Annotated in this window: 18 protein-coding genes; 14 read left to right on the forward strand and 4 right to left on the reverse strand. The window is 32.7% G+C overall.

Annotation, left to right across the window (positions count from 1 at the left end; genetic code table 11):
* Positions 1-8 precede the first annotated feature (8 nt).
* The 7 genes from CD127_RS09570 (at position 9) to CD127_RS09600 (ending at position 9922) form a co-directional block, all read left to right on the forward strand.
* A complete protein-coding gene (locus CD127_RS09570; protein WP_103366540.1) occupies positions 9-1889 on the forward strand; it encodes an ABC-F family ATP-binding cassette domain-containing protein in 1881 nt (626 codons plus the stop codon).
* Positions 1890-1902: 13 nt separating this feature from the next.
* Positions 1903-3681: a DNA helicase RecQ gene (gene recQ, locus CD127_RS09575; protein WP_103366541.1), complete on the forward strand. Its 1779-nt coding sequence runs from the start codon at positions 1903-1905 to the stop codon at positions 3679-3681.
* A gap of 171 nt (positions 3682-3852) precedes the next feature.
* Positions 3853-4815 (forward strand): ABC transporter ATP-binding protein, encoded by a 963-nt coding sequence (locus CD127_RS09580; protein ID WP_103366554.1) that lies wholly within the window; start codon positions 3853-3855, stop codon positions 4813-4815.
* The gene (locus tag CD127_RS09585; protein ID WP_103366542.1) at positions 4812-6326 is read left to right on the forward strand and encodes an ABC transporter permease/substrate-binding protein; all 1515 of its coding nucleotides are present in this window, start codon (positions 4812-4814) and stop codon (positions 6324-6326) included. The genes CD127_RS09580 and CD127_RS09585 overlap by 4 nt, the downstream gene beginning before the upstream one ends.
* Positions 6327-6497: 171 nt before the next feature.
* Positions 6498-8012, forward strand: a complete 1515-nt coding sequence (locus CD127_RS09590) for a peptide MFS transporter (RefSeq protein ID WP_103366543.1) — start codon at positions 6498-6500, stop codon at positions 8010-8012.
* Between the two features lie 192 nt (positions 8013-8204).
* Entirely contained in the window at positions 8205-9260 is a 1056-nt protein-coding gene (gene hisC / locus CD127_RS09595; RefSeq protein ID WP_103366544.1) for a histidinol-phosphate transaminase, read from the forward strand.
* A gap of 125 nt (positions 9261-9385) precedes the next feature.
* Positions 9386-9922, forward strand: coding sequence for a 5' nucleotidase, NT5C type (locus tag CD127_RS09600; RefSeq protein WP_103366545.1), 537 nt, complete (start codon positions 9386-9388; stop codon positions 9920-9922).
* A 79-nt stretch (positions 9923-10001) separates the two neighbouring features.
* On the opposite strand, the gene CD127_RS09605 is transcribed toward CD127_RS09600, so the two are convergent.
* From CD127_RS09605 to CD127_RS09620, 4 genes are all read right to left on the reverse strand, one after another.
* Positions 10002-10928, reverse strand: a complete 927-nt coding sequence (locus CD127_RS09605; RefSeq protein ID WP_103366546.1) for a diacylglycerol/lipid kinase family protein — start codon at positions 10926-10928, stop codon at positions 10002-10004.
* Positions 10929-11104: 176 nt separating this feature from the next.
* Complete coding sequence (locus CD127_RS09610; RefSeq protein ID WP_103366547.1) at positions 11105-12610, reverse strand: S-Cys-Gly-3M3SH uptake peptide MFS transporter; 1506 nt, start codon at positions 12608-12610, stop codon at positions 11105-11107.
* Between the two features lie 302 nt (positions 12611-12912).
* Positions 12913-13413, reverse strand: coding sequence for a preQ(1) synthase (queF, locus tag CD127_RS09615; protein WP_103297213.1), 501 nt, complete (start codon positions 13411-13413; stop codon positions 12913-12915).
* Between the two features lie 5 nt (positions 13414-13418).
* A complete protein-coding gene (locus tag CD127_RS09620) occupies positions 13419-14303 on the reverse strand; it encodes a DMT family transporter (protein WP_103297212.1) in 885 nt (294 codons plus the stop codon).
* Between the two features lie 873 nt (positions 14304-15176).
* Between CD127_RS09620 and nrdI the strand changes: the two genes are divergently transcribed.
* From nrdI to CD127_RS09655, 7 genes are all read left to right on the forward strand, one after another.
* The gene (nrdI, locus tag CD127_RS09625; RefSeq protein WP_103366548.1) at positions 15177-15575 is read left to right on the forward strand and encodes a class Ib ribonucleoside-diphosphate reductase assembly flavoprotein NrdI; all 399 of its coding nucleotides are present in this window, start codon (positions 15177-15179) and stop codon (positions 15573-15575) included.
* Entirely contained in the window at positions 15538-17643 is a 2106-nt protein-coding gene (nrdE, locus tag CD127_RS09630; RefSeq protein WP_103366549.1) for a class 1b ribonucleoside-diphosphate reductase subunit alpha, read from the forward strand. The genes nrdI and nrdE overlap by 38 nt, the downstream gene beginning before the upstream one ends.
* A gap of 138 nt (positions 17644-17781) precedes the next feature.
* A complete protein-coding gene (gene nrdF, locus CD127_RS09635) occupies positions 17782-18750 on the forward strand; it encodes a class 1b ribonucleoside-diphosphate reductase subunit beta (RefSeq protein ID WP_103297209.1) in 969 nt (322 codons plus the stop codon).
* Between the two features lie 252 nt (positions 18751-19002).
* Positions 19003-19971, forward strand: coding sequence for an ABC transporter permease (locus CD127_RS09640; RefSeq protein WP_103366550.1), 969 nt, complete (start codon positions 19003-19005; stop codon positions 19969-19971).
* Entirely contained in the window at positions 19961-20920 is a 960-nt protein-coding gene (locus CD127_RS09645) for an iron chelate uptake ABC transporter family permease subunit (RefSeq protein ID WP_103297207.1), read from the forward strand. The genes CD127_RS09640 and CD127_RS09645 overlap by 11 nt, the downstream gene beginning before the upstream one ends.
* Positions 20917-21696: an iron ABC transporter ATP-binding protein gene (locus CD127_RS09650; protein ID WP_103366551.1), complete on the forward strand. Its 780-nt coding sequence runs from the start codon at positions 20917-20919 to the stop codon at positions 21694-21696. Before CD127_RS09645 ends, CD127_RS09650 begins: the two co-directional genes overlap by 4 nt.
* A gap of 114 nt (positions 21697-21810) precedes the next feature.
* Positions 21811-22860, forward strand: a complete 1050-nt coding sequence (locus CD127_RS09655) for a ferrated catecholamine ABC transporter substrate-binding lipoprotein SstD (protein WP_103366552.1) — start codon at positions 21811-21813, stop codon at positions 22858-22860.
* Positions 22861-23048 lie beyond the last annotated feature (188 nt).

Below are 23048 nucleotides of genomic sequence, written 5' to 3' on the forward strand. Positions count from 1 at the left end.
GTAGAAGCATGGAAGCGTATAAAATAGAGCATTTAAATAAGTCATATGCAGACAAAGTGATATTTGATGACTTGAATCTATCTATTTCTGAACATGAACGAATTGGATTAGTAGGGATTAACGGTACAGGGAAAAGCACGTTACTTAAAGTGATTGGCGGTTTAGATGAAGATTTTACTGCCGATATTACGCATCCTAATCAATATCGTATTCGTTATTCTTCACAGAAACACGATTTAGATGAAGATTTGACAGTTTTTCAAGCTGTATTAAGCTCAGATACAACCACATTACGTATTATTAAAACGTATGAAGAAGCTGTAAATGCATATACGCAACAACAAGATGATCGTCATTTTCAAAAAATGATGGAAGCCCAAGAAGCGATGGACCGACATAGCGCTTGGGATTATAATGCTGAGATTAAGACGATTCTTTCTAAATTAGGAATTAACGATACATCTAAAAAAGTAAAAGAACTTTCTGGTGGCCAACAAAAGCGCGTGGTGTTAGCTAAAACACTGATTGAACAACCAGATTTATTATTATTAGATGAACCGACAAACCATTTGGATTTTGAATCTATCAATTGGTTAATTAATTACGTGAAGCAGTATCCACATACAGTTTTATTTGTAACGCATGATCGCTACTTTTTAAATGAGATTGCCTCAAGAATTGTTGAATTAGATAGAGGAAAGTTAAAATCATATCCTGGTAATTATGAGGATTACATTGCAATGAGAGCGGAAAATGAACTCATTGAACAAAAGCAACAAGAAAAGCAAAAATCATTGTATAAACAAGAGTTAGCCTGGATGAGAGCAGGCGCTAAAGCAAGAACGACAAAACAACAAGCCCGTATCAATCGTTTTAATGATTTAGAGTCAGAAGTCCAAGCGCATCATACTCAAGATAAAGGCCAATTAAATCTTGCCTATTCGAGATTAGGTAAACAAGTGTATGAACTTGAGCACTTAACGAAGCAAATTAATGATAAAACGCTATTTGAAGATATCACTGAAATTATTCAAAGTGGACAACGAATTGGAATCGTAGGTCCTAACGGTGCCGGTAAAACGACATTATTGAATATTTTAAGTGGAGAAGATGTCGACTATACAGGTACGTTGAAAATAGGTCAAACGGTTAAAGTCGCTTATTTTAAACAAACTGAAGAAACGCTAGATAGAGATATCAGAATGATTGATTATTTAAGAGAAGAAAGTGAAGTTGCTAAGGAGAAGGATGGCACTTCTATTTCTGTAACGCAATTATTAGAACGATTTCTATTCCCTAGTTCGACACACGGTAAAAAGATTTATAAATTATCTGGTGGAGAACAAAAGCGTTTATACTTACTAAGATTGTTAGTACATCAACCTAACGTGTTATTACTTGATGAGCCTACGAATGATTTAGACACAGAAACATTAACTATTCTCGAAGACTACATTAGTACCTTTGGCGGTTCAGTGATTACAGTAAGTCACGATCGCTATTTCCTTAATAAAGTTGCACAAGAATATTGGTATATTCATGACGGGAAAATGGAACGAATTATTGGAAGCTTCGAAGATTACGAAGCGTATAAAAAAGAACAAGATAAGCTGCAAGCACTTGAAAAACAAGCGCAACAGCCTAAACCTAAAACGAATGTAAGAAAGAAAACAGGCTTATCTTATAAAGAAAAACGTGAATATGAAATGTTGATGGAGCGCATTGAACAGACAGAAGAACGTTTAGAACAAATCGACGAAGAAATGATAGAAGCAAGTGCAGATTACGCTAAAATTAAAGAATTGAACGAAGAAAAAGAACAATTGGAACAAACGTATGATATGGACATCACGAGATGGAGTGAACTTGAAGAAATAAAAGAGCAATAAGGGGAAAATTTTTATGGAAGCAACGTTATCGCATTATTTTGGGTACGAAACATTTAGACCGGGACAAAAAGAAATTATTACTAAAATAATGGATCACCATAATGTCTTAGGTGTACTGCCTACAGGTGGAGGTAAATCTATTTGTTATCAAGTACCTGGTCTAATGCTTGGGGGAACTACGATTGTTATTAGCCCATTAATTTCTTTAATGAAAGACCAAGTGGACCAATTAAAGGCGATGGGGATTAAAGCAGCCTATTTAAATAGTAGTTTAAGTAAAAAACAACAAAAAGAGATTGAAACTGAGTTAATGACAGGTGATATTCAATTTTTATATGTTGCACCTGAACGTTTCGATAATGGTTATTTCTTGAACTTATTAAGTAAAATTAATATTCATTTAATTGCTTTTGATGAAGCACACTGTATTTCTAAATGGGGGCATGATTTTCGTTCTAGTTATCAAAGTGTAATCCAGAAAGTGTTTACGCTTCCTCAAAACTTCACGATTGTCGCTTTAACAGCGACAGCTACTGCAGAAGTACAACAGGATATTATGGAGAAACTTAATATTGGTAAATATGACGAAGTAAAGACAAGTACGAAACGTCGTAATCTGATCTTCAAAGTTAACCCAACCTATCAACGCCAGAAGTTTGTAATTGATTATGTACAAAAACATAAAGACCAAGCGGGTATTATTTACTGTTCAACACGTAAGCAGGTAGAAGAATTACAAGAAGCGCTAGATTCTGTAAAAGTGACTTCAGCGATTTATCATGCAGGACTAACAAATAAAGAACGAGAAGAAGCACAAAATGACTTCGTATATGACCGTGTGAAAGTAGTTATCGCAACGAACGCATTTGGTATGGGTATTGATAAATCTAATGTTAGATATGTCATTCATTATAATATGCCAGGCGACCTTGAATCATATTATCAAGAAGCGGGGCGTGCAGGACGAGATGGCTTAGAAAGTGAATGTATTTTATTATTTAGTGAACGTGATAAAGGGCTACATGAATATTTTATTACGGTTTCTCAAGCCGATGATGATTATAAAGATAAAATGGGCGAAAAGCTTACTAAAATGATTCAATACACTAAAACGAAGAAATGTTTAGAAGCTACGATTGTGCACTATTTTGAACCTAACGAGAAGTTAGAAGAATGTGGACAATGTAGTAGTTGTATTCAACAAAACAAAACGTATGATATGACACAAGAAGCTAAAATGATTATTAGTTGCGTCGCGCGTATGCGCCAACAAGAAAGTTATAGTGTGATTATCCAAGTACTGCGTGGAGAAATTACGGACTATATCAAATATAATGACTACGACAAATTAACAACCCATGGTTTAATGAAAGATTATAAAACATCTGAATTAAGTCACTTAATTGATGAACTACGTTTTAAAGGATTCTTAAATGAATACGATGAGATTTTAACGTGTGATGAAAGTGTTAAACAATTGCTTAATAATGATAAAAAGGTTTATACAACGCCGTTTAAGCAAAAATCGAAAGAAAAAGTATATATCAATACGGTTGAAGGCGTAGACCGCGCGTTATACGGAGAATTAGTTGAAGTACGACGTCAATTAAGCGAAAAATTGGATATTGCTCCAGTAAGTATCTTTTCAGATTATACGTTAGAAGAATTTGCGAAACGTAAACCAGAATCTAAGCAAGAAATGATTGCAATTGATGGCGTAGGTAGTTATAAACTAAAACATTATTGTCCTAAGTTCTTAGAAACGATTCAATCATATAAAACAAGTATCTAGAAATGAAATAAGGTTTGAGCATTGAAACAGTGCCAAACCTTATTTTTTGTATATAAAGTTAGTTTTTGAAAATTAAAAAACAATTAAATATGAATTTAGCATTAAACATGTTTTAATAGGGAATAAGTAATGCAAAAAGTCTGTCTAGGCAGTATAAATGAAGGTGACGAAATGATTGAATTTAAAGACGTAACCAAACGTTACGGGGGAAATATTGCTGTAGATAATGTGAGCTTTAAAATAAATGAAGGGGAATTCTTTGTACTTATTGGTCCTTCAGGATGCGGTAAAACAACGACATTAAAAATGATTAATCGACTTATTCCACTAAGCGAAGGTTATATTTATTTTAAAGATAAACCTATTAGTGACTATCCTGTGTATGAAATGCGTTGGGACATAGGCTATGTGTTGCAACAAATTGCCTTATTCCCGCATATGTCAATAAAAGAAAATATTGCGCAAGTACCACAAATGAAGAAATGGAAAGAAAGTGACATTAACCAACGCGTTGATGAATTATTAAACATGGTTGGGTTAGAACCAGAAAAATATCGCGACCGTAAACCAGATGAACTTTCAGGTGGTCAACGTCAAAGGGTGGGCGTAATACGTGCATTAGCAGCAGATCCACCTGTTATTTTAATGGATGAACCATTTAGTGCATTAGACCCTATTAGTCGCGAGAAATTACAAGATGACTTAATTAAATTACAAACACAAATTAAGAAAACGATTGTCTTTGTCACACATGATATTGAAGAGGCAATGAAATTAGGCGACCGTATTTGCTTATTAAATAACGGTCGTGTTGAACAAATTGATACGCCAGAAGGTTTCCGCGCTAATCCTAAAAATCAATTTGTTGAAGAATTTATGGGTCATCACTTGAATCAAGATAAAGATGAATTAACACTAAAAGATTTAAATATGACTGCGCCATTAACTGAAACCGGCGTACAACAAGATTATCCAATCGTTCATAGCAACGTAAAATTACGTGATATTTATTCCACATTAGCTCAACATGAAGCAGTCATCGTTGAAGATGCTGATACCTCAACTCAGTCATTGTTAAAACGTGAAGATATCTTCAAATATTTATCTGAAAATGATAAGGAGGTTAAAGCATGAATGAATTATTCACGACACTAAGCGATCGTAAAGGCGAGTTGCTTAGAACGATTATTGAACATATTCAAATTTCATTTATTGCGCTATTTATAGCTATCCTTATTGCGGTGCCACTTGGTATTGCCTTAACGAAGACGAAACGATTATCAGAAATTGTTATGAATATCGCTGCCGTGTTACAGACGATTCCATCACTAGCCTTATTAGGATTAATGATACCTATCTTTGGTATTGGTAGAGTACCCGCTATTATTGCATTAGTTGTCTACGCTTTATTACCTATTTTGAGAAATACATATACTGGTATTCAAGAAGTAGATCCATCGCTTATAGAAGCGGCTAAAGGGATTGGTATGAAACCAATGCGTCGTTTAACTAAAGTAGAATTACCTATCGCTATGCCTGTGATTATGGCCGGCATTCGTACAGCAATGGTATTAATCATCGGTACGGCGACACTTGCAGCGCTTATCGGTGCTGGTGGTCTAGGGGATTTAATTTTATTAGGTATCGATCGAAATAATACCTCTCTTATTTTAATTGGTGCCATTCCTGCAGCCTTACTTGCGATTATCTTTGATTTAGTCCTTCGCTTTATGGAGAAATTATCATATAAGAAATTGCTCATTACGATTGGTATTATCGTATTAATCATCTTGCTAGCTATTGTCGTACCACTTTTCGGGAAAAAGGGCGATAATATTACGTTGGCAGGTAAATTAGGATCTGAACCGTCTATTATTACAAATATGTATAAAATACTGATTGAAGATGAAACTGACGATACTGTCGATGTGAAAGATGGCATGGGTAAAACATCATTCTTATTCAATGCGTTGAAATCAGACGACATTGATGGATATTTAGAATTTACCGGAACTGTATTAGGTGAATTAACTAAAGAAGACCTTAAATCTAAAAAAGAGAATGCAGTTTACAAACAAGCGAAACAAAGTCTTGAGAAAAAATATGATATGACTATGTTAAAATCGATGAAATATAATAATACGTATGCTTTAGCAGTGAAAAAAGACTTCGCTGAGAAGCATAATATTAAAACAATTGGTGATTTACAGAAAGTTGAAGGTCAACTGAAACCAGGCTTTACGATGGAATTTAATGATCGTCCCGATGGTTACAAAGCCGTGGCCAAAGCATACGACTTAAACTTATCTAATATTAAAAAAATGGAGCCTAAATTGCGTTACACAGCCGTTGAAAAAGGCGATATTAACTTAATTGATGCGTACTCAACAGATGCTGAGTTAAAACAATATAATATGGTGGTGTTAAAAGATGATAAACATGTCTTCCCACCATATCAAGGCGCACCATTATTTAAAGAAAAATTCTTGAAAGATCATCCAGAAATTAAAAAACCACTAAATAAATTAGCAGGTAAAATTTCAGATGAAGAAATGCAAGAAATGAATTATAAGGTCACTGTGAAGAACGAAGATCCTTATAAAGTAGCTAAGCAATACTTACAAAAAGAAGGCTTAGTTAAATAATAATTAATTGAGGAATGAAACAATAATTGGTTTTTAACGACTGATTTCACTGTTTCATTCCTTTTTAAATATCTAGAAAAGTGTAACTTGAATTGTAATCTTAGACTAACTTCTTTACACTAGAGTTTAAATACAAAAATATATAAATGTATTTATAAGGGGTGGGGAAAATTGAATACAAAAAACTATTCAAGACAAGAAATTGTTAATAGTGTGCCTCAAAAAGGATTTTTTGGGCATCCGAAAGGACTAAGTACGCTTTTCTTTACAGAATTTTGGGAGCGCTTTAGTTATTATGGCATGAAAGCCATATTAGCTTATTATTTATACTATTCTGTAAGTAAAGGTGGCTTTGGCTTACCACAAGGTACAGCCTTACAAATTGTCTCTCTTTATGGGGCGTTAATTTATATGTCAGGAACAATCGGGGGATGGATAGCCGATAGAATTATTGGTACAAGACATGCGCTATTCTATGGCGGTATATTAATCATGTTTGGTCATATTTTATTAACGATTCCGGGTAATCTAACGGTTGTTATGATTGCTTTGTTACTATTAATTATCGGTACTGGATTGTTGAAGCCAAACATCTCTACAACAGTGGGAGAGTTGTATGATCATAATGATAAACGCTTAGATGCAGCGTTCACTATATTCTACATGGGTATCAACCTAGGTAGCTTTTTATCACCATTTGCGACAGGTTACTTACAAACTCGATTTGGTTTCCACTTCGGCTTTGCGGTAGCTGCAATCGGAATGTTCATAGGTCTGGTTATTTATTTAATCACGAATAAAAAGAACTTAGGTCTTGCAGGGGTAAGTGTACCGAACCCATTGCGTAAGGAAGAAATCAAAAGATTATCTATTATTACTGCAATTTCAGTCGTAGCATTCGCTATAGTGTTACTCGTCTTGCAACTAGTAGGACAGTTAAGTTTATCAAGTTTTAGTATTATCGTTACATTAATCGGTGTTTTATTACCAATTGGCATTTTTGTATATATGTTATCAAGTAATAAAACACGTAAAGAAGAACGTACAAGAATTTATAGTTACATACCATTATTTATTACTTCTGTTGCGTTTTGGATGATTCAAGAGCAAGGTTCAACGATTTTAGCTAACTTTGCTGACCAAAAAACAGAATTAAGTTTAGGTAAGTTAACGCATGGTTTAATTGATTTTCATATTCCAGCAGCGTGGTTCCAATCTATTAACCCAATTTTTATCATCATATTAGCACCTGTATTTGCGAATATATGGACGAAATTAGGTAAACGTAATCCAAGTACAGTTTATAAATTTGCAGCTGGCGCTATCTTTGCGGGGATTTCATATTTAGTAATGATTATTCCGCTAAGCAGTCATGCGCATTTAATAAATCCAATTTGGCTTGCGCTAAGTTTCTTCTTAATTTCTGTTGGTGAGCTTTGTATTTCACCGGTTGGTTTATCTGTGACGTCGAAATTAGCACCTGCGAAATTTTCAGCTCAAATGATGGCATTATGGATGTTAAGTAATGCGACAGCCCAAAGTCTTAACAGTCAAATCGTCGTGTTATTTAAGATGATTAGTGAGAAAGAATTCTTCTTATATTCTGGATTATTCACGCTAATTATAGGCGTTATTTTGATTGTGATTTCACCAATGGTTAGGAAAGCCATGGGTGACGTGAAATAAAGTAGTTTTATCATTTTTTATTTTTGAAAAGGATAACAAGTGTTGGGTCTCCATTTTCCAAAGAGGAAATATGAGTTTGTGATAAAGTTAATTGAACCATGAAAACTGACAGAAAACCCTTGTCTACAGGCTGAATTAAATAGTGTATAATTTAAATAAATGTTTATATTTAAGACAAAGGAGTGGTTGTACATGAAACAACAATTGAATCAACTATCAGCATATCAACCGGGCTTGTCACCGCAAGCGCTTAAAGAAAAACATGGTATTGAGGGTGAACTTTATAAGTTGGCCTCTAATGAGAACTTGTATGGGCCATCACCTAAAGTTAAAGAGGCCATTCAAGCACAGTTAGATGAATTATACTATTATCCGGAAACAGGCTCGCCTGCGTTGCGAAAAGCGATTAGCGAGCATTTAAATGTAGATGCTTCAAGAATTCTATTTGGCGCTGGGCTAGATGAAGTGATATTAATGATTTCACGTGCAGTGCTATCGCCAGGAGATAAAATTGTGACGAGTGAAGCGACATTTGGACAATACTACCACAATGCGATTGTCGAATCGGCTGAAGTCGTGCAAGTGCCGTTAAAGAATGGTGGCTTTGATTTAGAAGGAATTCTTAAAGAAGTCGATGATGACACGGCGTTAGTGTGGGTATGTAACCCTAATAATCCTACGGGTACATATTTCAATCATGAGGAGTTAGAACATTTCTTAGAACGTGTGCCTAGTCATGTGCCTGTACTGATTGATGAAGCTTATTTTGAGTTTGTGACGGCAGAAGATTATCCTGACACATTGAAGTTACAAGAACGTTTTGATAATGCATTTTTACTTAGAACATTTTCAAAGGCTTATGGATTAGCAGGCTTACGTGTGGGATATGTAGTTGCGACTAATGAAGCTATTGAAAAATGGAACATCATCCGTCCACCATTTAATGTGACACGTCTTTCAGAATATGCAGCGATTGCAGCATTAGAGGATCAAGCGTATTTGAAAGAAGTGACAGCTAAAAACGCAGTAGAACGTCAAAAATTCTATGATATTCCACAAAGTGAACATTTCTTACCAAGTCAAACTAACTTTGTCTTTGTTAAAACGGATAAACCTCAGGAGTTATATGAAGAGTTATTACAGGTCGGATGTATTACGCGTCCGTTCCCAACTGGCGTACGTATTACAATAGGTTTCCCTGAACAAAACGATAAAATGATTGAAGTATTGAAACACTTTGAGTATTAAAAGATTTTGCTCATCATGTGTAGAGTTCAATATCTCGGAAGTGCTCAAATTGTGAATTCTGTTCTGTCCTTAAGTTTTTTGCTATACTTTAACGGTATATAGGTAATGAATAAGGGAGAGATTACATGTCTAGGAAATCTATAGCAATTGATATGGATGAGGTATTGGCGGATACATTAGGCGCGATTATTGAAGCGGTTAATGTTGAAACAGAGTTAGGCATTACTGTGGAATCGTTAAATGGTCAGAAATTGAAACATGTTATTCCTGAACATGATGGTTTAGTACGTGATATTTTACGTGCGCCAGGTTTCTTTAGAAATTTACAAGTGATGCCACATGCGCAAGAAGTCGTTGAGAAATTGACGGAGAAGTATGATGTTTATATTGCAACTGCTGCAATGGATGTGCCAACTTCATTCCATGATAAATATGAGTGGTTACTTGAATTCTTCCCATTCTTAGATCCACAACAGTTTGTATTCTGTGGCCGTAAGAATGTAGTGAAGACAGATTATTTAATAGATGATAACCCTCGACAACTACAAATATTCGAAGGGGAACCTATTATCTTTACTGCTTCTCATAATGTTAATGAAGACCGTTTTAAACGTGTAAATGGTTGGAAAGATGTTGAAGCAATGTTCCTAGGAGAAGAATAAAAAATAGCGATTAAGATAAGAAACAATGCGTAACATTACATTGTCATTTATCTTAATCGCTTTTTCATTTTTAAATCATTTATTTATTTTCTTCTTCAGAGAAAGTAAGAATTTGAAGTGCTTGAGGCAATACATCAATTTCAATAGGTGTTTCTAAGTTAATTTCTCCATCGATATCGACTTTCATCGCAGGCTCCGTTGATAAAGTGATACGAGAGCCAGGGATATGGTCGATACCTTGCGTTATTTCATTCCAATTCATACTATCTCTTTTCTTAAAGACATCATTTAGAATACTAAAGCTTTGTTTATCGAAAATGAAGCTATTTACTTTCCCGTCTTGAGGAGAAAGGTCAGTAAGTGGAATACGTCCACCTCCAATATTAGGTCCATTGGCAATAACAAGCATAGAAGTGTTGCCAGTATGTTCTTCTCCATCCACTGTTAACTTAAAGTCAAAGTGTTCAGGGTCCATTAATGTTTTAACCGTTGAACCAATATAGCTTAATTTACCAAAGATATCTTTACGACCTTCTTGAACATTTTCGGCATTTTGCACGATTAAGCCTAATCCGACAAAGTTCAATACATAAGTGCCATTCACTTTCATGACATCATATGTTTCAAGATGAGCATCAACTAATTGTTCACTCGCTTTTTCATGGTCACCGTCTAGATTTAATGTTTTAGTGAAATCATTAAATGTGCCGCCAGGGATAACACCAATTGGAATATTAAGGTCGTTAGCCATCACACCATTGACCAGTTCATTTACCGTACCATCTCCACCTAATATAAATACGATATCAACATCATCGCTGTAAGCGTGTGTTTTAATCTGTTCGCAATATTTAATGATATCGCCTTCGTTCTCACTTAATTGGATAGATAAGTGTTTACATATTTTAGTTAGAGATTTAGTTACTGCACCTAAACCTTCGTAAATGTCTTTTAGGCCACTATGTTCATGGTAGAATAGTACGCCATGATTAAATTTTTGAGTCATATGAATGCCTACTTTCGTTTTAAAACTTCAATTATATACTAATACCCTTATTATATATATGATAATTACATCTTTTGAAAATGAAGAAAAGTAATTTACATAAAAGGAGCCTGTTACATTAAAAAATGTCCCAGGCTCACGAATAAGTAATTTACTGTTCAATTTAATACATTTAATTAATGAATACCTTTCATCGCTTTAGAAATCTTAGGCGTGAAGGCTAAAATAATAATTGTAATCACGATAGCTACGGCACCTAAGAAAATAAAGTAGTTTGTTTGACCTAAAGGTTTAATTAATTTAACTAATGTACCGTTAAGTGCTTGTGCTGATGCATTTGTTAATAACCAAATACTCATCATTTGAGCGTTGAACGCTTTAGGTGCTAATTTAACGGCTGCACTATTACCAGTAGGTGATAAGCATAATTCGCCGACTACACATACAACATATGAAAGAATAACCCAGTTTACTGAGAAGTGTGTATTGCCATAGCTCATACCAATAACTCCCATTAAGATGTATGAAGCACCGGCTAATAATGTACCAATACCAAATTTAACTGGTAGACTTGGTTGTCTTTTACCCATTTTCAACCAAATTGTTGAAACGACTGGTGCAAATAATAAGATGAAGAGTGGGTTAATTGATTGGAACCAAGCTTCACCAAATTGTGTCTTCCATCCAAATAAGTTCATTTGCATATCAGAACGTTCTAAACCATATATATTTAACACGTTAGATCCTTGTTCTTGGATTGCCCAGAATAACATACCTAAGATAAATAATGGAATGAACGCTTTAACACGAGAACGTTCTACATCTGTAACGTCTTTACTGCGAATCATTGTTGTGAAGTAGATGATTGGTAATGCGATACCAAGTACAAGTACTGTATTACTGATTAAATCGAATGTTAATGTTTGAGTAAAGTATGTAACTACCAATACGATGACGATGATTGCTACAACGATACCAACGATTAAACCATATTTTCTTTTTTCTTCAGCTGATAGTGGGTTAGTTGGTTTCATACCCACTGTGCCTAAATTTTTTCTATTGAAAAGCATGTACCATACTAAACCTAATGCCATACCAATAGCTGCAATTAAGAATCCAGCATGGAAGTTTTTAATATCAATAAAATGTTGAAGTACGATAGGTGAAATTAATGCACCTAAGTTAACTGACATATAGAAGATTACAAAACCTGCATCCATACGTGTGTCGTTCTCAGGGTATAAACGACCAACAATATTTGAAATATTTGGTTTCATTAAACCTGAACCAATAATGATAAAGAACATTGAAGAGAATAAGCCAAACATTGCGAATGGTAAGCTTAAACAAATGTGTCCAATGATAATTAACACGGCGCCAATCAATGTTGCACCACGTGTTCCTGTAAGTCTATCAGCAATCCATGCTCCTGGAATAGATGACATATAAATAAGTGCGCCGTAAACAGACATAATAGACATGGCAGTCGTTTGATCAATGCCTAACCCGCCATCTTTAAGTGCGAAATACATGTAGAAAATGAGCATTGCGCGCATGCCATAGTAACTAAATCTTTCCCAAAATTCTACAAAGAAAAGTACGCCTAAACCTCTAGGATGACCGAAGAATCCTTTCTGAGGTATTGTTTGAACAGTTTGTTCATGGGAATTGTTTGTTGCCATAAGTATCCCAATCCTTTCTTTCCCTTAATGACTAAAACATTTCTAATAATACTTATAGTATAAGAAAAGGGATTTCTTAAAAATTAAAATTTTTAGAATTTTCAGTCAATTAGTTGATACTAAATAAAATATTAAGAATAAGTTTTCTCAATGTGAATAGTCTTACTCTTATAGAATTTTAAATGATATTAATAAAATACGCTTTAATTCTTTAATAGGCAATAGTAAATTTAAGAAAAATGTTGCGAAAATAAAAAAATTCCACTAAATTTTCGAACAATTTAGTGGAAAAGATACAATTTTTAACGATTATCTACTTTTTCAGGATACATATCGTGATTCATTAAACGATGCTCTGCCATTTTTTCATATTTTGAATTAGGGCGACCATAGTTTGTATATGGATCGATTGAAATACCACCACGTGGTGTGAATTTGCCCCATACTTCAATATAATGTGGGTCCATTAAGTCGATTAAATCATTCATAATAATATTCATACAATCTTCGTGGAAATCTCCGTGATTTCTGAAACTAAATAAATATAATTTTAATGATTTAGATTCTACCATTTTTACATTTGGAATATATGAGATGTAAATTGTAGCAAAATCTGGTTGTCCAGTAATAGGACATAATGACGTGAATTCTGGACAATTGAATTTTACGAAATAATCGCGTCCTTGATGTTTGTTATCAAATGTTTCAAGCACTTCTGGTGTATAGTCAAATTCATATTTATTATTTTGATTACCTAATAATGTAATGTCTTGTAACTCGTCTTTTTGACGTCCTTTAGTCAACTGACTCACTCCTTAGTATTAGTTTGTTGCTCTGGTAAAACCTTTTGGCGTCGTGCCTTTTCAAACATATAGTAGCTAGCACCGATAATAATGACATATCCAATAACAGCGTAAAAGTCTGGTGTTTCTCCAAAAAGAATAAAACCGAATATTGCTGTAAAGATAATAGAAGCATAAGTGAAAATTGAAATATCCTTTGCAGGAGCGAAACTATACGCTAATGTAATTCCGATTTGACCAACTGCTGCAGAAAGGCCAGCACCTAAAAGGTAAACCATTTGTAGATTTGTCATAGGTTCGAATGTTGCAATTGAAAATGGAATTAATACAACTACTGAAAATAGTGAAAAATAAAATACGATAGTATATGGTGCTTCTCTCGTACTCAATGCACGAACACAAGTGTATGCAGATGCTGCGAAAATACCTGAAAACAGTCCAGCTAATGATGTAAGCATTGTAGATGAAAATTCTGGTTTGACTATAAATAACATACCAAAAATAGCTACAATCATTGCGATGATTTGATATTTACGAACCTTTTCATTTAGAAAAATTAAACTTAATAATATTGTCCAAAAGGGGTTCAATTTCATCAACGTATCAGCATCACTTAACACCATGTGATCAATAGCAAAGATATTTAATAAAACGCCAATCAGTCCTAAAGTAGAACGTAACATCAAGAGAGGTTGACTACTTAACTTACCGAACATTGGCTGTTTATATTTAAAGATAAAAAATAATGGAATAAACATTGCTACAAAATTTCTAGCTAAAGATTTTTGGAAAACAGGTAAGTCTCCTGCCAGTCTAAAAAATACTGACATGAAACTAAAACCGACTGCAGAAATTAAAATAGCAATAATTCCTTTAACTTTCGGATTCAAGGTTTATCGCCTCATTTATTAAAAAATTAACGTATATATAGTAGCATAATTCATTTAGAATTGCATAAGCACTTGCAAACGATACAAGCGCATAATATAATAAAACGCGAACGTACGTTCTTAACCGTAGAAATAAGATATCATTCTGCACTAAATTTATATGTTTCATTCGTGTTTTTATCAATAATGGTTGAGAATTTGTGTTGTATTGCACAAAATTTGTTGTATACATAAAAGATTTGCTCTCAAGAACATTGATAATTCAATGTTTAATGTTATCGATAAAAAAGCAAGTGAAACCCCTCAGAAAATGAAAATAAAAAATTTTACTGAATTTAAGTTTGGTGTAATGCACTTTTAAACGTTTTCCCGAACTTTTGTCACTAAATCTTGTCTTTTAATTGGTAATGCAATTCGGTATAATGAAACACAGAATATAGTATTGATTTTAAAAATCAAACACAACATGTTGTGTTTGGAGGAAATAAAAGCAATATGTGAATTATTCATTTTAATAGAAATATCACACTGATTTATGTGCTTTTTCTTGAAAAATCATACTATTAATACGTACGAGCGAAATAAAATCATTATAAAGATGATTGAGTTTAAACACAATATGTAGTGATTAAACAATGAAAGTCAGATTTGGCTACTAAATCATTAACTTAAAGTAAAAGTTGAACTCGTAAAATATTTTTTATTGTTGTTTAAGATAAGTTTTCTTATACATTCAAGAAATTTTGAGCTTATCGACTTAGTGAGATAGAATGGAAAGACTGAAAGAATTTATCTACAGTCTGAAGTTTTCTTATATATTTAAGAGAACTTCTTTTTAATTCATTATATAGATTGACGAAAGAGGGCGTTCCAATGAAAGTAGTTTATTTCTCCTTTTCTGGAAATGTACGACGATTTATTAAACGTAGTGAACTCACAGATGTAATGGAAATAACTAAAGAGAATTGTAAGGACAGTATTGAAGAGCCTTACATTTTAGTTACCGGAACAATTGGATTTGGGGAAGTACCTCAAGAAGTACAGTCATTTTTAGAAGTAAATCATCACTATTTACGTGCCGTTGCAGCCAGTGGTAATCGTAATTGGGGACAGAACTTCGCCAAAGCAGGACACACGATTTCAGAATCGTACGAAGTACCTCTGATAATGAAATTTGAAGTACAAGGCACGAACAAAGATGTTATTGAATTTAAAGATAAGGTGGGGCATTTCAATGAAAATTATGGACGAGAAAAAGTACAATCATATTGAGCTAAATAATGAAGTAACAAAACGTAAAGATAATGGTTTCTTTGATTTAGAAAAAGATCAAGAAGCATTAAAAGTATATTTAGAAGAAATTCACGATAAAACAATATACTTCGATAGTGAGATTGAGCGCTTGCATTATTTAGTAGACAATAATTTTTATTTTAATGTCTTTAAACAATATAGCGAAGAAGATTTAGTAGAAATCACAGAATTTGCTAAGTCAATTAATTTCGAGTTTGCTAGTTATATGTCAGCAAGCAAATTCTATAAAGACTATGCGCTTAAAACAAATGATAAATCTCAATTCTTAGAAGATTATAATCAACATGTTGCTATTGTTGCTTTATATTTAGCTGCAGGTAACAAACAACAAGCCAAACAATTCATTTTAGCGATGATCGAACAGCGTTATCAACCTGCTACACCTACTTTCTTAAATGCAGGTCGTGCTCGTCGTGGTGAATTAGTTTCATGTTTCTTATTAGAAGTCGATGATAGTTTAAACTCAATTAACTTCATTGATTCAACTGCTAAACAATTAAGTAAAATTGGTGGCGGTGTAGCAATTAACTTATCTAAATTACGTGCACGCGGCGAAGCGATTAAAGGTATTAAAGGTGTCGCTAAAGGCGTATTACCAGTTGCTAAAGCTTTAGAAGGTGGCTTTAGCTATGCTGACCAATTAGGTCAACGTCCTGGTGCAGGCGCAGTTTACTTAAACATCTTCCATTACGACGTGGAAGAATTCTTAGATACTAAAAAAGTAAATGCGGATGAAGATTTACGTTTATCTACAATTTCTACTGGATTAATTGTGCCATCTAAATTCTTTGATCTTGCTAAAGAAGGTAAAGACTTCTATATGTTCGCACCACATACTGTAAAACAAGAATACGGTGTGACACTTGACGATATTGATTTAGAAAAATATTACGATGAAATGGTAGCTAATCCTAATATCGTTAAAAAGAAAAAAGATGCACGTGAAATGTTAAATATGATTGCTCAAACGCAATTACAATCAGGTTACCCTTATTTAATGTTTAAAGACAATGCTAATAAAGTGCATGCTAACTCAAACATTGGTCAAATTAAAATGAGTAATTTATGTACAGAAATCTTCCAATTACAAGAAACTTCAGTAATCAATGATTATGGTATTGAAGATGAAATCAAACGTGATATTTCTTGTAACTTAGGTTCATTAAATATAGTGAATGTAATGGAAACTGGTAAATTTAGAGATTCTGTACACACTGGTATGGATGCATTAACAGTAGTTAGTGATGAAGCAAATATTCAAAACGCGCCAGGCGTAAGAAAAGCCAACAGTGAATTACATTCAGTTGGTTTAGGTGTTATGAATTTACATGGTTATTTAGCTAAAAATAAAATTGGTTATGAATCTGAAGAAGCAAAAGATTTCGCCAACGTCTTCTTTATGATGATGAATTATTATTCTATTGAACGTTCAATGGAAATTGCTAAAGAACGTGGAGAATCATATCAAGATTTCGATAAATCAGATTATGCAAGTGGTAAATACTTTGATTTCTATACTAAAGAAGACATCACACCTAAATTTGAGAAAGTAAAACGTTTATTTGAAGGTTTAGAAATTCCTACTGCATCAGACTGGGAAGCATTAAAAGAACAAGTACAACAATACGGTTTATATCATGCATATAGACTTGCTATTGCACCAACACAAAGTATTTCATATGTTCAAAATGCTACAAGTTCAGTAATGCCAATCGTAGACCAAATTGAACGTCGTACTTATGGTAACGCTGAAACGTTCTATCCAATGCCATTCTTATCACCAGAAACAATGTGGTACTACAAATCAGCATTTAATACTGACCAAATGAAATTAATCGATTTAATCGCGACGATTCAAACACACGTAGACCAAGGAATTTCAACTATCTTATATGTTAATTCTGAAATTTCAACTCGTGAATTATCTAGATTATATGTTTACGCACATCATAAAGGGCTTAAATCTCTATACTACACTCGTAATAAATTATTAAGTGTAGAAGAATGTACAAGTTGTGCTATTTAATCAACAGATTAATAACTAGATACCGATAATATAGATAAAGAGGAGAAGGTATAAGTAGCTCATTTTCTAGAAAATTTGTACCTTTTCCTCTTAAAAATGTAATTTAGCTATGTGATATAAAAGAGGAGGATTTATTAAATGAAGGCCGTCAATTGGAATACTCAAGAAGATATGACAAACATGTTTTGGCGTCAAAATATCTCACAAATGTGGGTGGAAACTGAATTTAAAGTATCAAAGGATATTGCAAGTTGGAAGACATTAACAGAAGATGAGAAAAATACATTTAAACGTGCATTAGCAGGATTAACAGGCTTAGATACACACCAAGCAGATGATGGTATGCCATTAATCATGTTACACACAACAGACTTACGTAAAAAAGCTGTATATTCATTCATGGCAATGATGGAACAAATTCACGCTAAAAGTTATTCACATATCTTTACAACATTACTTCCATCAAGCGAAACAAACTATTTATTAGATACTTGGGTAATTGAAGAGCCTCATTTAAAATATAAATCTGACAAAATTATCGAGAATTATCATAAATTATGGGGTAAAGAAGCCTCTATTTATGATCAATATATTGCAAGGGTTTCAAGTGTGTTCTTAGAAACATTCTTATTCTACTCTGGTTTCTATTATCCTTTATATCTTGCTGGACAAGGTAAAATGACTACTTCTGGTGAGATTATCAGAAAGATTTTATTAGATGAATCTATTCACGGTGTTTTCACTGGATTAGATGCTCAAAGTTTACGTAATGAACTTTCTGAGAATGAAAAACAAAAAGCCGATAAAGAAATGTATAAACTGTTAGAGGAGTTATACAATAATGAAGTATCTTATACACACATGCTATATGATGATATCGGTTTAAGTGAAGATGTGCTTAACTATGTTCAATATAATGGTAATAAAGCTTTATCTAATCTTGGCTTTGATCCTTATTTTGAAGAAAAAGAATTTAACCCAATTATTGAAAATGCCTTAGATACATCTACTAAAAACCATGACTTCTTCTCAGTTAAAGGTGATGGCTACACATTAGCGTTAAATGTAGAAGCGTTACAAGATGAAGATTTTATTTTTGATAATTAATAAGAATAATATGAAGCGATTTCGATTTTAATATATCGAAATCGCTTTTTTTGTGCACGAAATTTTTTAAATGAAAGAAAATATTAGTGACCGAATTCAATATAATGTATAAATTTTCCTCTAGCTAAAAGTAAAAATTAAAAAAGCTATTGAAATTAATTCTCCCAATCTTTAATATTGATAGTAATGATAATCATTATCAGTAAATGATTATAAAAGATTTTCATACATATTTAGCAAGGAGAATAGCTAATGAAATTTTTATTTAAGGGATATGTTTTACTTATTTTATTAGTGGTTTTAACTATTGTCTCCTTATTTGTAGGAGTGAGTCAGCTCTCTCTTTCAGATATTTTCCACTTAAATGACGAACAAAGGAATATCTTGGTTTCAAGTCGAATTCCTCGTACAGTTAGTATCCTCCTTTCAGGAAGCTCACTTGCTTTAGCAGGTTTAATTATGCAACAGATGATGCAAAACAAATTTGTAAGTCCTACCACAGCCGGAACGATGGAATGGGCGAAATTAGGTATTTTAATTTCACTCATCTTTTTCCCAAATGGAAACATTTTAATTAAATTGTTATTTGCAGTTGCTTTAAGTTTAATTGAAACATTTTTATTTGTTCGATTAATTAATTTTATTCGTGTTAAAGAAGTCATTTTTGTTCCTCTTTTAGGTATCATGGTTGGCGGCATTGTATCAAGTTTTACTACATTTATAGCTTTGAGAACCAATGCATTACAAAGTATCGGAAACTGGCTAACTGGTAACTTTGCGATTATAACAAGTGGTCGTTATGAGGTTCTATATTTAACAGTGCCTTTACTTATTTTAGCTTTTATTTTCGCAAATCATTTTACTATTGCGGGGATGGGGAAAGACTTTAGCCATAACTTAGGTGTAAGTTATGAAAAAATCATTAATATCGCTTTATTTATTACTGCAACGTTAACAGCTTTAGTTGTTGTAACAGTAGGGACTTTACCATTTTTAGGATTGATTGTACCAAACATTATCTCTATTTATAGAGGTGATCATTTGAAAAACTCATTGCCACATACGCTTATGTTAGGTGCGATTTTTGTATTAATAGCTGATATTATTGGAAGATTAATTGTTTATCCTTATGAAATTAATATCGGTTTAACGATAGGTGTATTTGGCACAATTATTTTCCTAATTTTACTTATGAAAGGTAGGAAAAATTATGCAAATTAGTTCTAACAAAAAAATAGTCATATTAACTGTTATAGCAATTTGTATGGCAATTTTTTACTTATTAGTAGGTTTAGATTTTGATATATTTGAATATCAGTTCCAAAGTCGTTTGAGAAAATTTATCTTAATCTTGTTAGTCGGTGGGGCTATAGGTACATCAGTGGTCATTTTCCAAGCGATTACTACTAACAGATTGTTGACACCTTCTATTATGGGGCTTGATTCAGTCTATTTATTCGTTAAAGTACTACCCGTCGTTTTATTCAGTGAACAAGCTACTATTGTTACTAATGTTTATTTGAACTTTTTAATTACCTTGATTGCGATGGTTTTATTTTCATTAATACTATTTCAAGGGATATTTAAGCTCGGTAACTTTTCAGTTTATTTCATTTTATTAGTAGGTGTTATATTAGGAACATTTTTCCGAAGTATTACGAGTTTCCTTCAGCTTATAATGAATCCAGACTCTTTCCTAGCAGTTCAAAGTGCGATGTTTGCTAGTTTTGATGCAGCGAATTCTAACTTAGTTATAGTTTCAGGGATCTTACTCGTTGTTTTAATTATTATTACTATTATACTTCGCCCATATTTAGACGTACTTTTATTAGGAAAAGCGCAAGCCATTAATTTAGGGGTTTCTTATGAGAAGATGACACGTACCTTACTCATTATGGTGGCCTTACTCGTATCTATATCTACTGCATTAATAGGTCCTATAACATTCCTTGGGTTATTAACAGTTAATTTGGCGCATGAATATATGAAAACATATGAACATAAATATATTTTGCCAGCGACGATTTTATTTAGTTGGATTAGTTTATTCATGGCGCAATGGGTAGTTGAAAATCTTTTCGAAGCTACAACAGAATTCAGTTTAATTGTGGACTTAGTAGGTGGTAGTTACTTCATTTACTTACTGGTTAAAAGGAGAAGTGCAAATTGATTCAAATTCAAAATCTAGACAAATCAATACTAAACAAACCTATTTTAAAAGATATTAACGTTGATATTAAAAAAGGAAGACTTACTTCTTTAATTGGTCCTAATGGTGCTGGAAAAAGTACGTTATTATCTGTCGTAAGTCGCTTATTTGAGTATGAAAAAGGGACTATTACAATTGAAGGTAAGTCCGTCTTAGATTATAAAAGTGATGATTTAGCTAAAAAGTTGAGTATTTTAAAACAAACGAATCATACTGAAATGAATATTACGGTTGAGCAATTAGTTAATTTCGGTCGTTTTCCATATTCAAAAGGTCGAATGAAAAAAGAAGACTATGAAAAAGTTGAATATGCTTTAGATCTATTACAACTTAAAGAAATTAGAGATAGAAATATCAAGACCTTATCAGGTGGACAACGTCAACGTGCTTATATCGCTATGACGATTGCTCAAGATACGGATTATATCTTGCTTGATGAACCGTTAAATAATTTAGATATGAAACATTCAGTTCAAATCATGCAGACACTTCGCTCATTATGTCGCGAATTAGATAAGACCATTATAGTTGTCTTACATGATATTAACTTTGCTTCATGTTACTCAGATGACATAATCGCGCTTAAACATGGGGAAATTGTTAAAGCAGATGTTAAAGATAATGTGATACAATCTGATATTTTAAAAGAATTATATGAAATGGATGTACATATAGAGGAAATACGAGGACAACGTATTTGTCTTTATTATGATGAAGTCACATTCGACTCAATTTAATAAGTAGAATTTAACCTCAATCTTTAAAGGGGTGATGCGATCGAAGACGTAAATTAGAGAGAAGTCTAGATGTAACTCAGCACAAAGGTTAAATTTTACTAAGGAGTCGTATAAATGAAAAAAACTGTCTTATTTTTATTATTATCATTAGTTTTAGTTTTATCTGCTTGTAGTAATGGATCAAAAAATAGTGATTCCAATTCTAAAAGCGAGAGTAATGACTCAAAAGAAACAGTAACAATTAAAAATAATTTTGAAGCAAGTGGTAAGGAAGAAGACGGCAGTGATGCGAAAAAGATATCTAACACTGTTAAAGTTCCTAAAAACCCTAAAAACGCTGTCGTATTAGATTATGGCGCGCTAGATGTATTAAAAGAAATGGGTGTAGCTGATAAAGTAAAAGGCTTACCTAAAGGTGAAAATAATCAATCGTTACCTAAGTTTTTAGATGAATTTAAAGATGATAAATATCTAAATACTGGTAATTTAAAAGAAGTTAATTTTGATAAAATTGCAGAGGCAAAACCTGAAGTTATCTTTATTTCAGGAAGAACAGCTAATCAAAAAAATCTAGATGAATTTAAAAAGGCTGCGCCAAAAGCTAAAATTGTCTATGTAGGGACAGAAGACAAGAATTTAGTTAATGATATGAAGAAAAATACAGAGAACTTAGGAAAAATCTACGATAAAGAAGATAAAGCAAAAGAAATTAATGAAGATTTAGATGAGAAAATCTCTGAAATGAAAGACAAAACTAAAGATTTTGATAAAAAAGTAATGTATTTATTAGTAAATGAAGGTGAATTATCTACTTACGGTCCAAATGGACGTTTTGGTGAGTTGGTATTTAATACACTAGGATTTAAACCAGCTGATAAAAATGTAAGCAATAGTTCTCATGGTCAAAATGTTAACAATGAATACATCACTAAACAAAATCCAGATGTTATTTTAGCGATGGACCGTGGTTCAGTTGTAGGCGGTAAATCTACAGCTAAACAAGTCTTAGGAAATAACGTTATTAAAAATGTTAATGCAATTAAAGATAACGAAGTATATGAATTAGATCCAAAATTATGGTACTTCGCTTCAGGTTCTTCAACAACTACAGTAAAACAAATTGATGAATTAAATAAAATCATCGATAAAGTTAATAAAAAATAATTTTTCATAAAGACTCAATAACGCTAACAGATTAGCGATATTGGGTCTTTATGTTTTGGAAAATTAAATAGAAAATTGTATTGCTAAATACTTTATAATAAAGTAATATAAATTTAATGATATTGATAATCATTATCATTAATATACATCGAAGGAGTTTGGCATCTATGAAGAAATCCATTTTATTT

This window comes from Staphylococcus petrasii (assembly GCF_002902565.1).
In the GTDB taxonomy this organism is placed as follows: domain Bacteria; phylum Bacillota; class Bacilli; order Staphylococcales; family Staphylococcaceae; genus Staphylococcus; species Staphylococcus petrasii.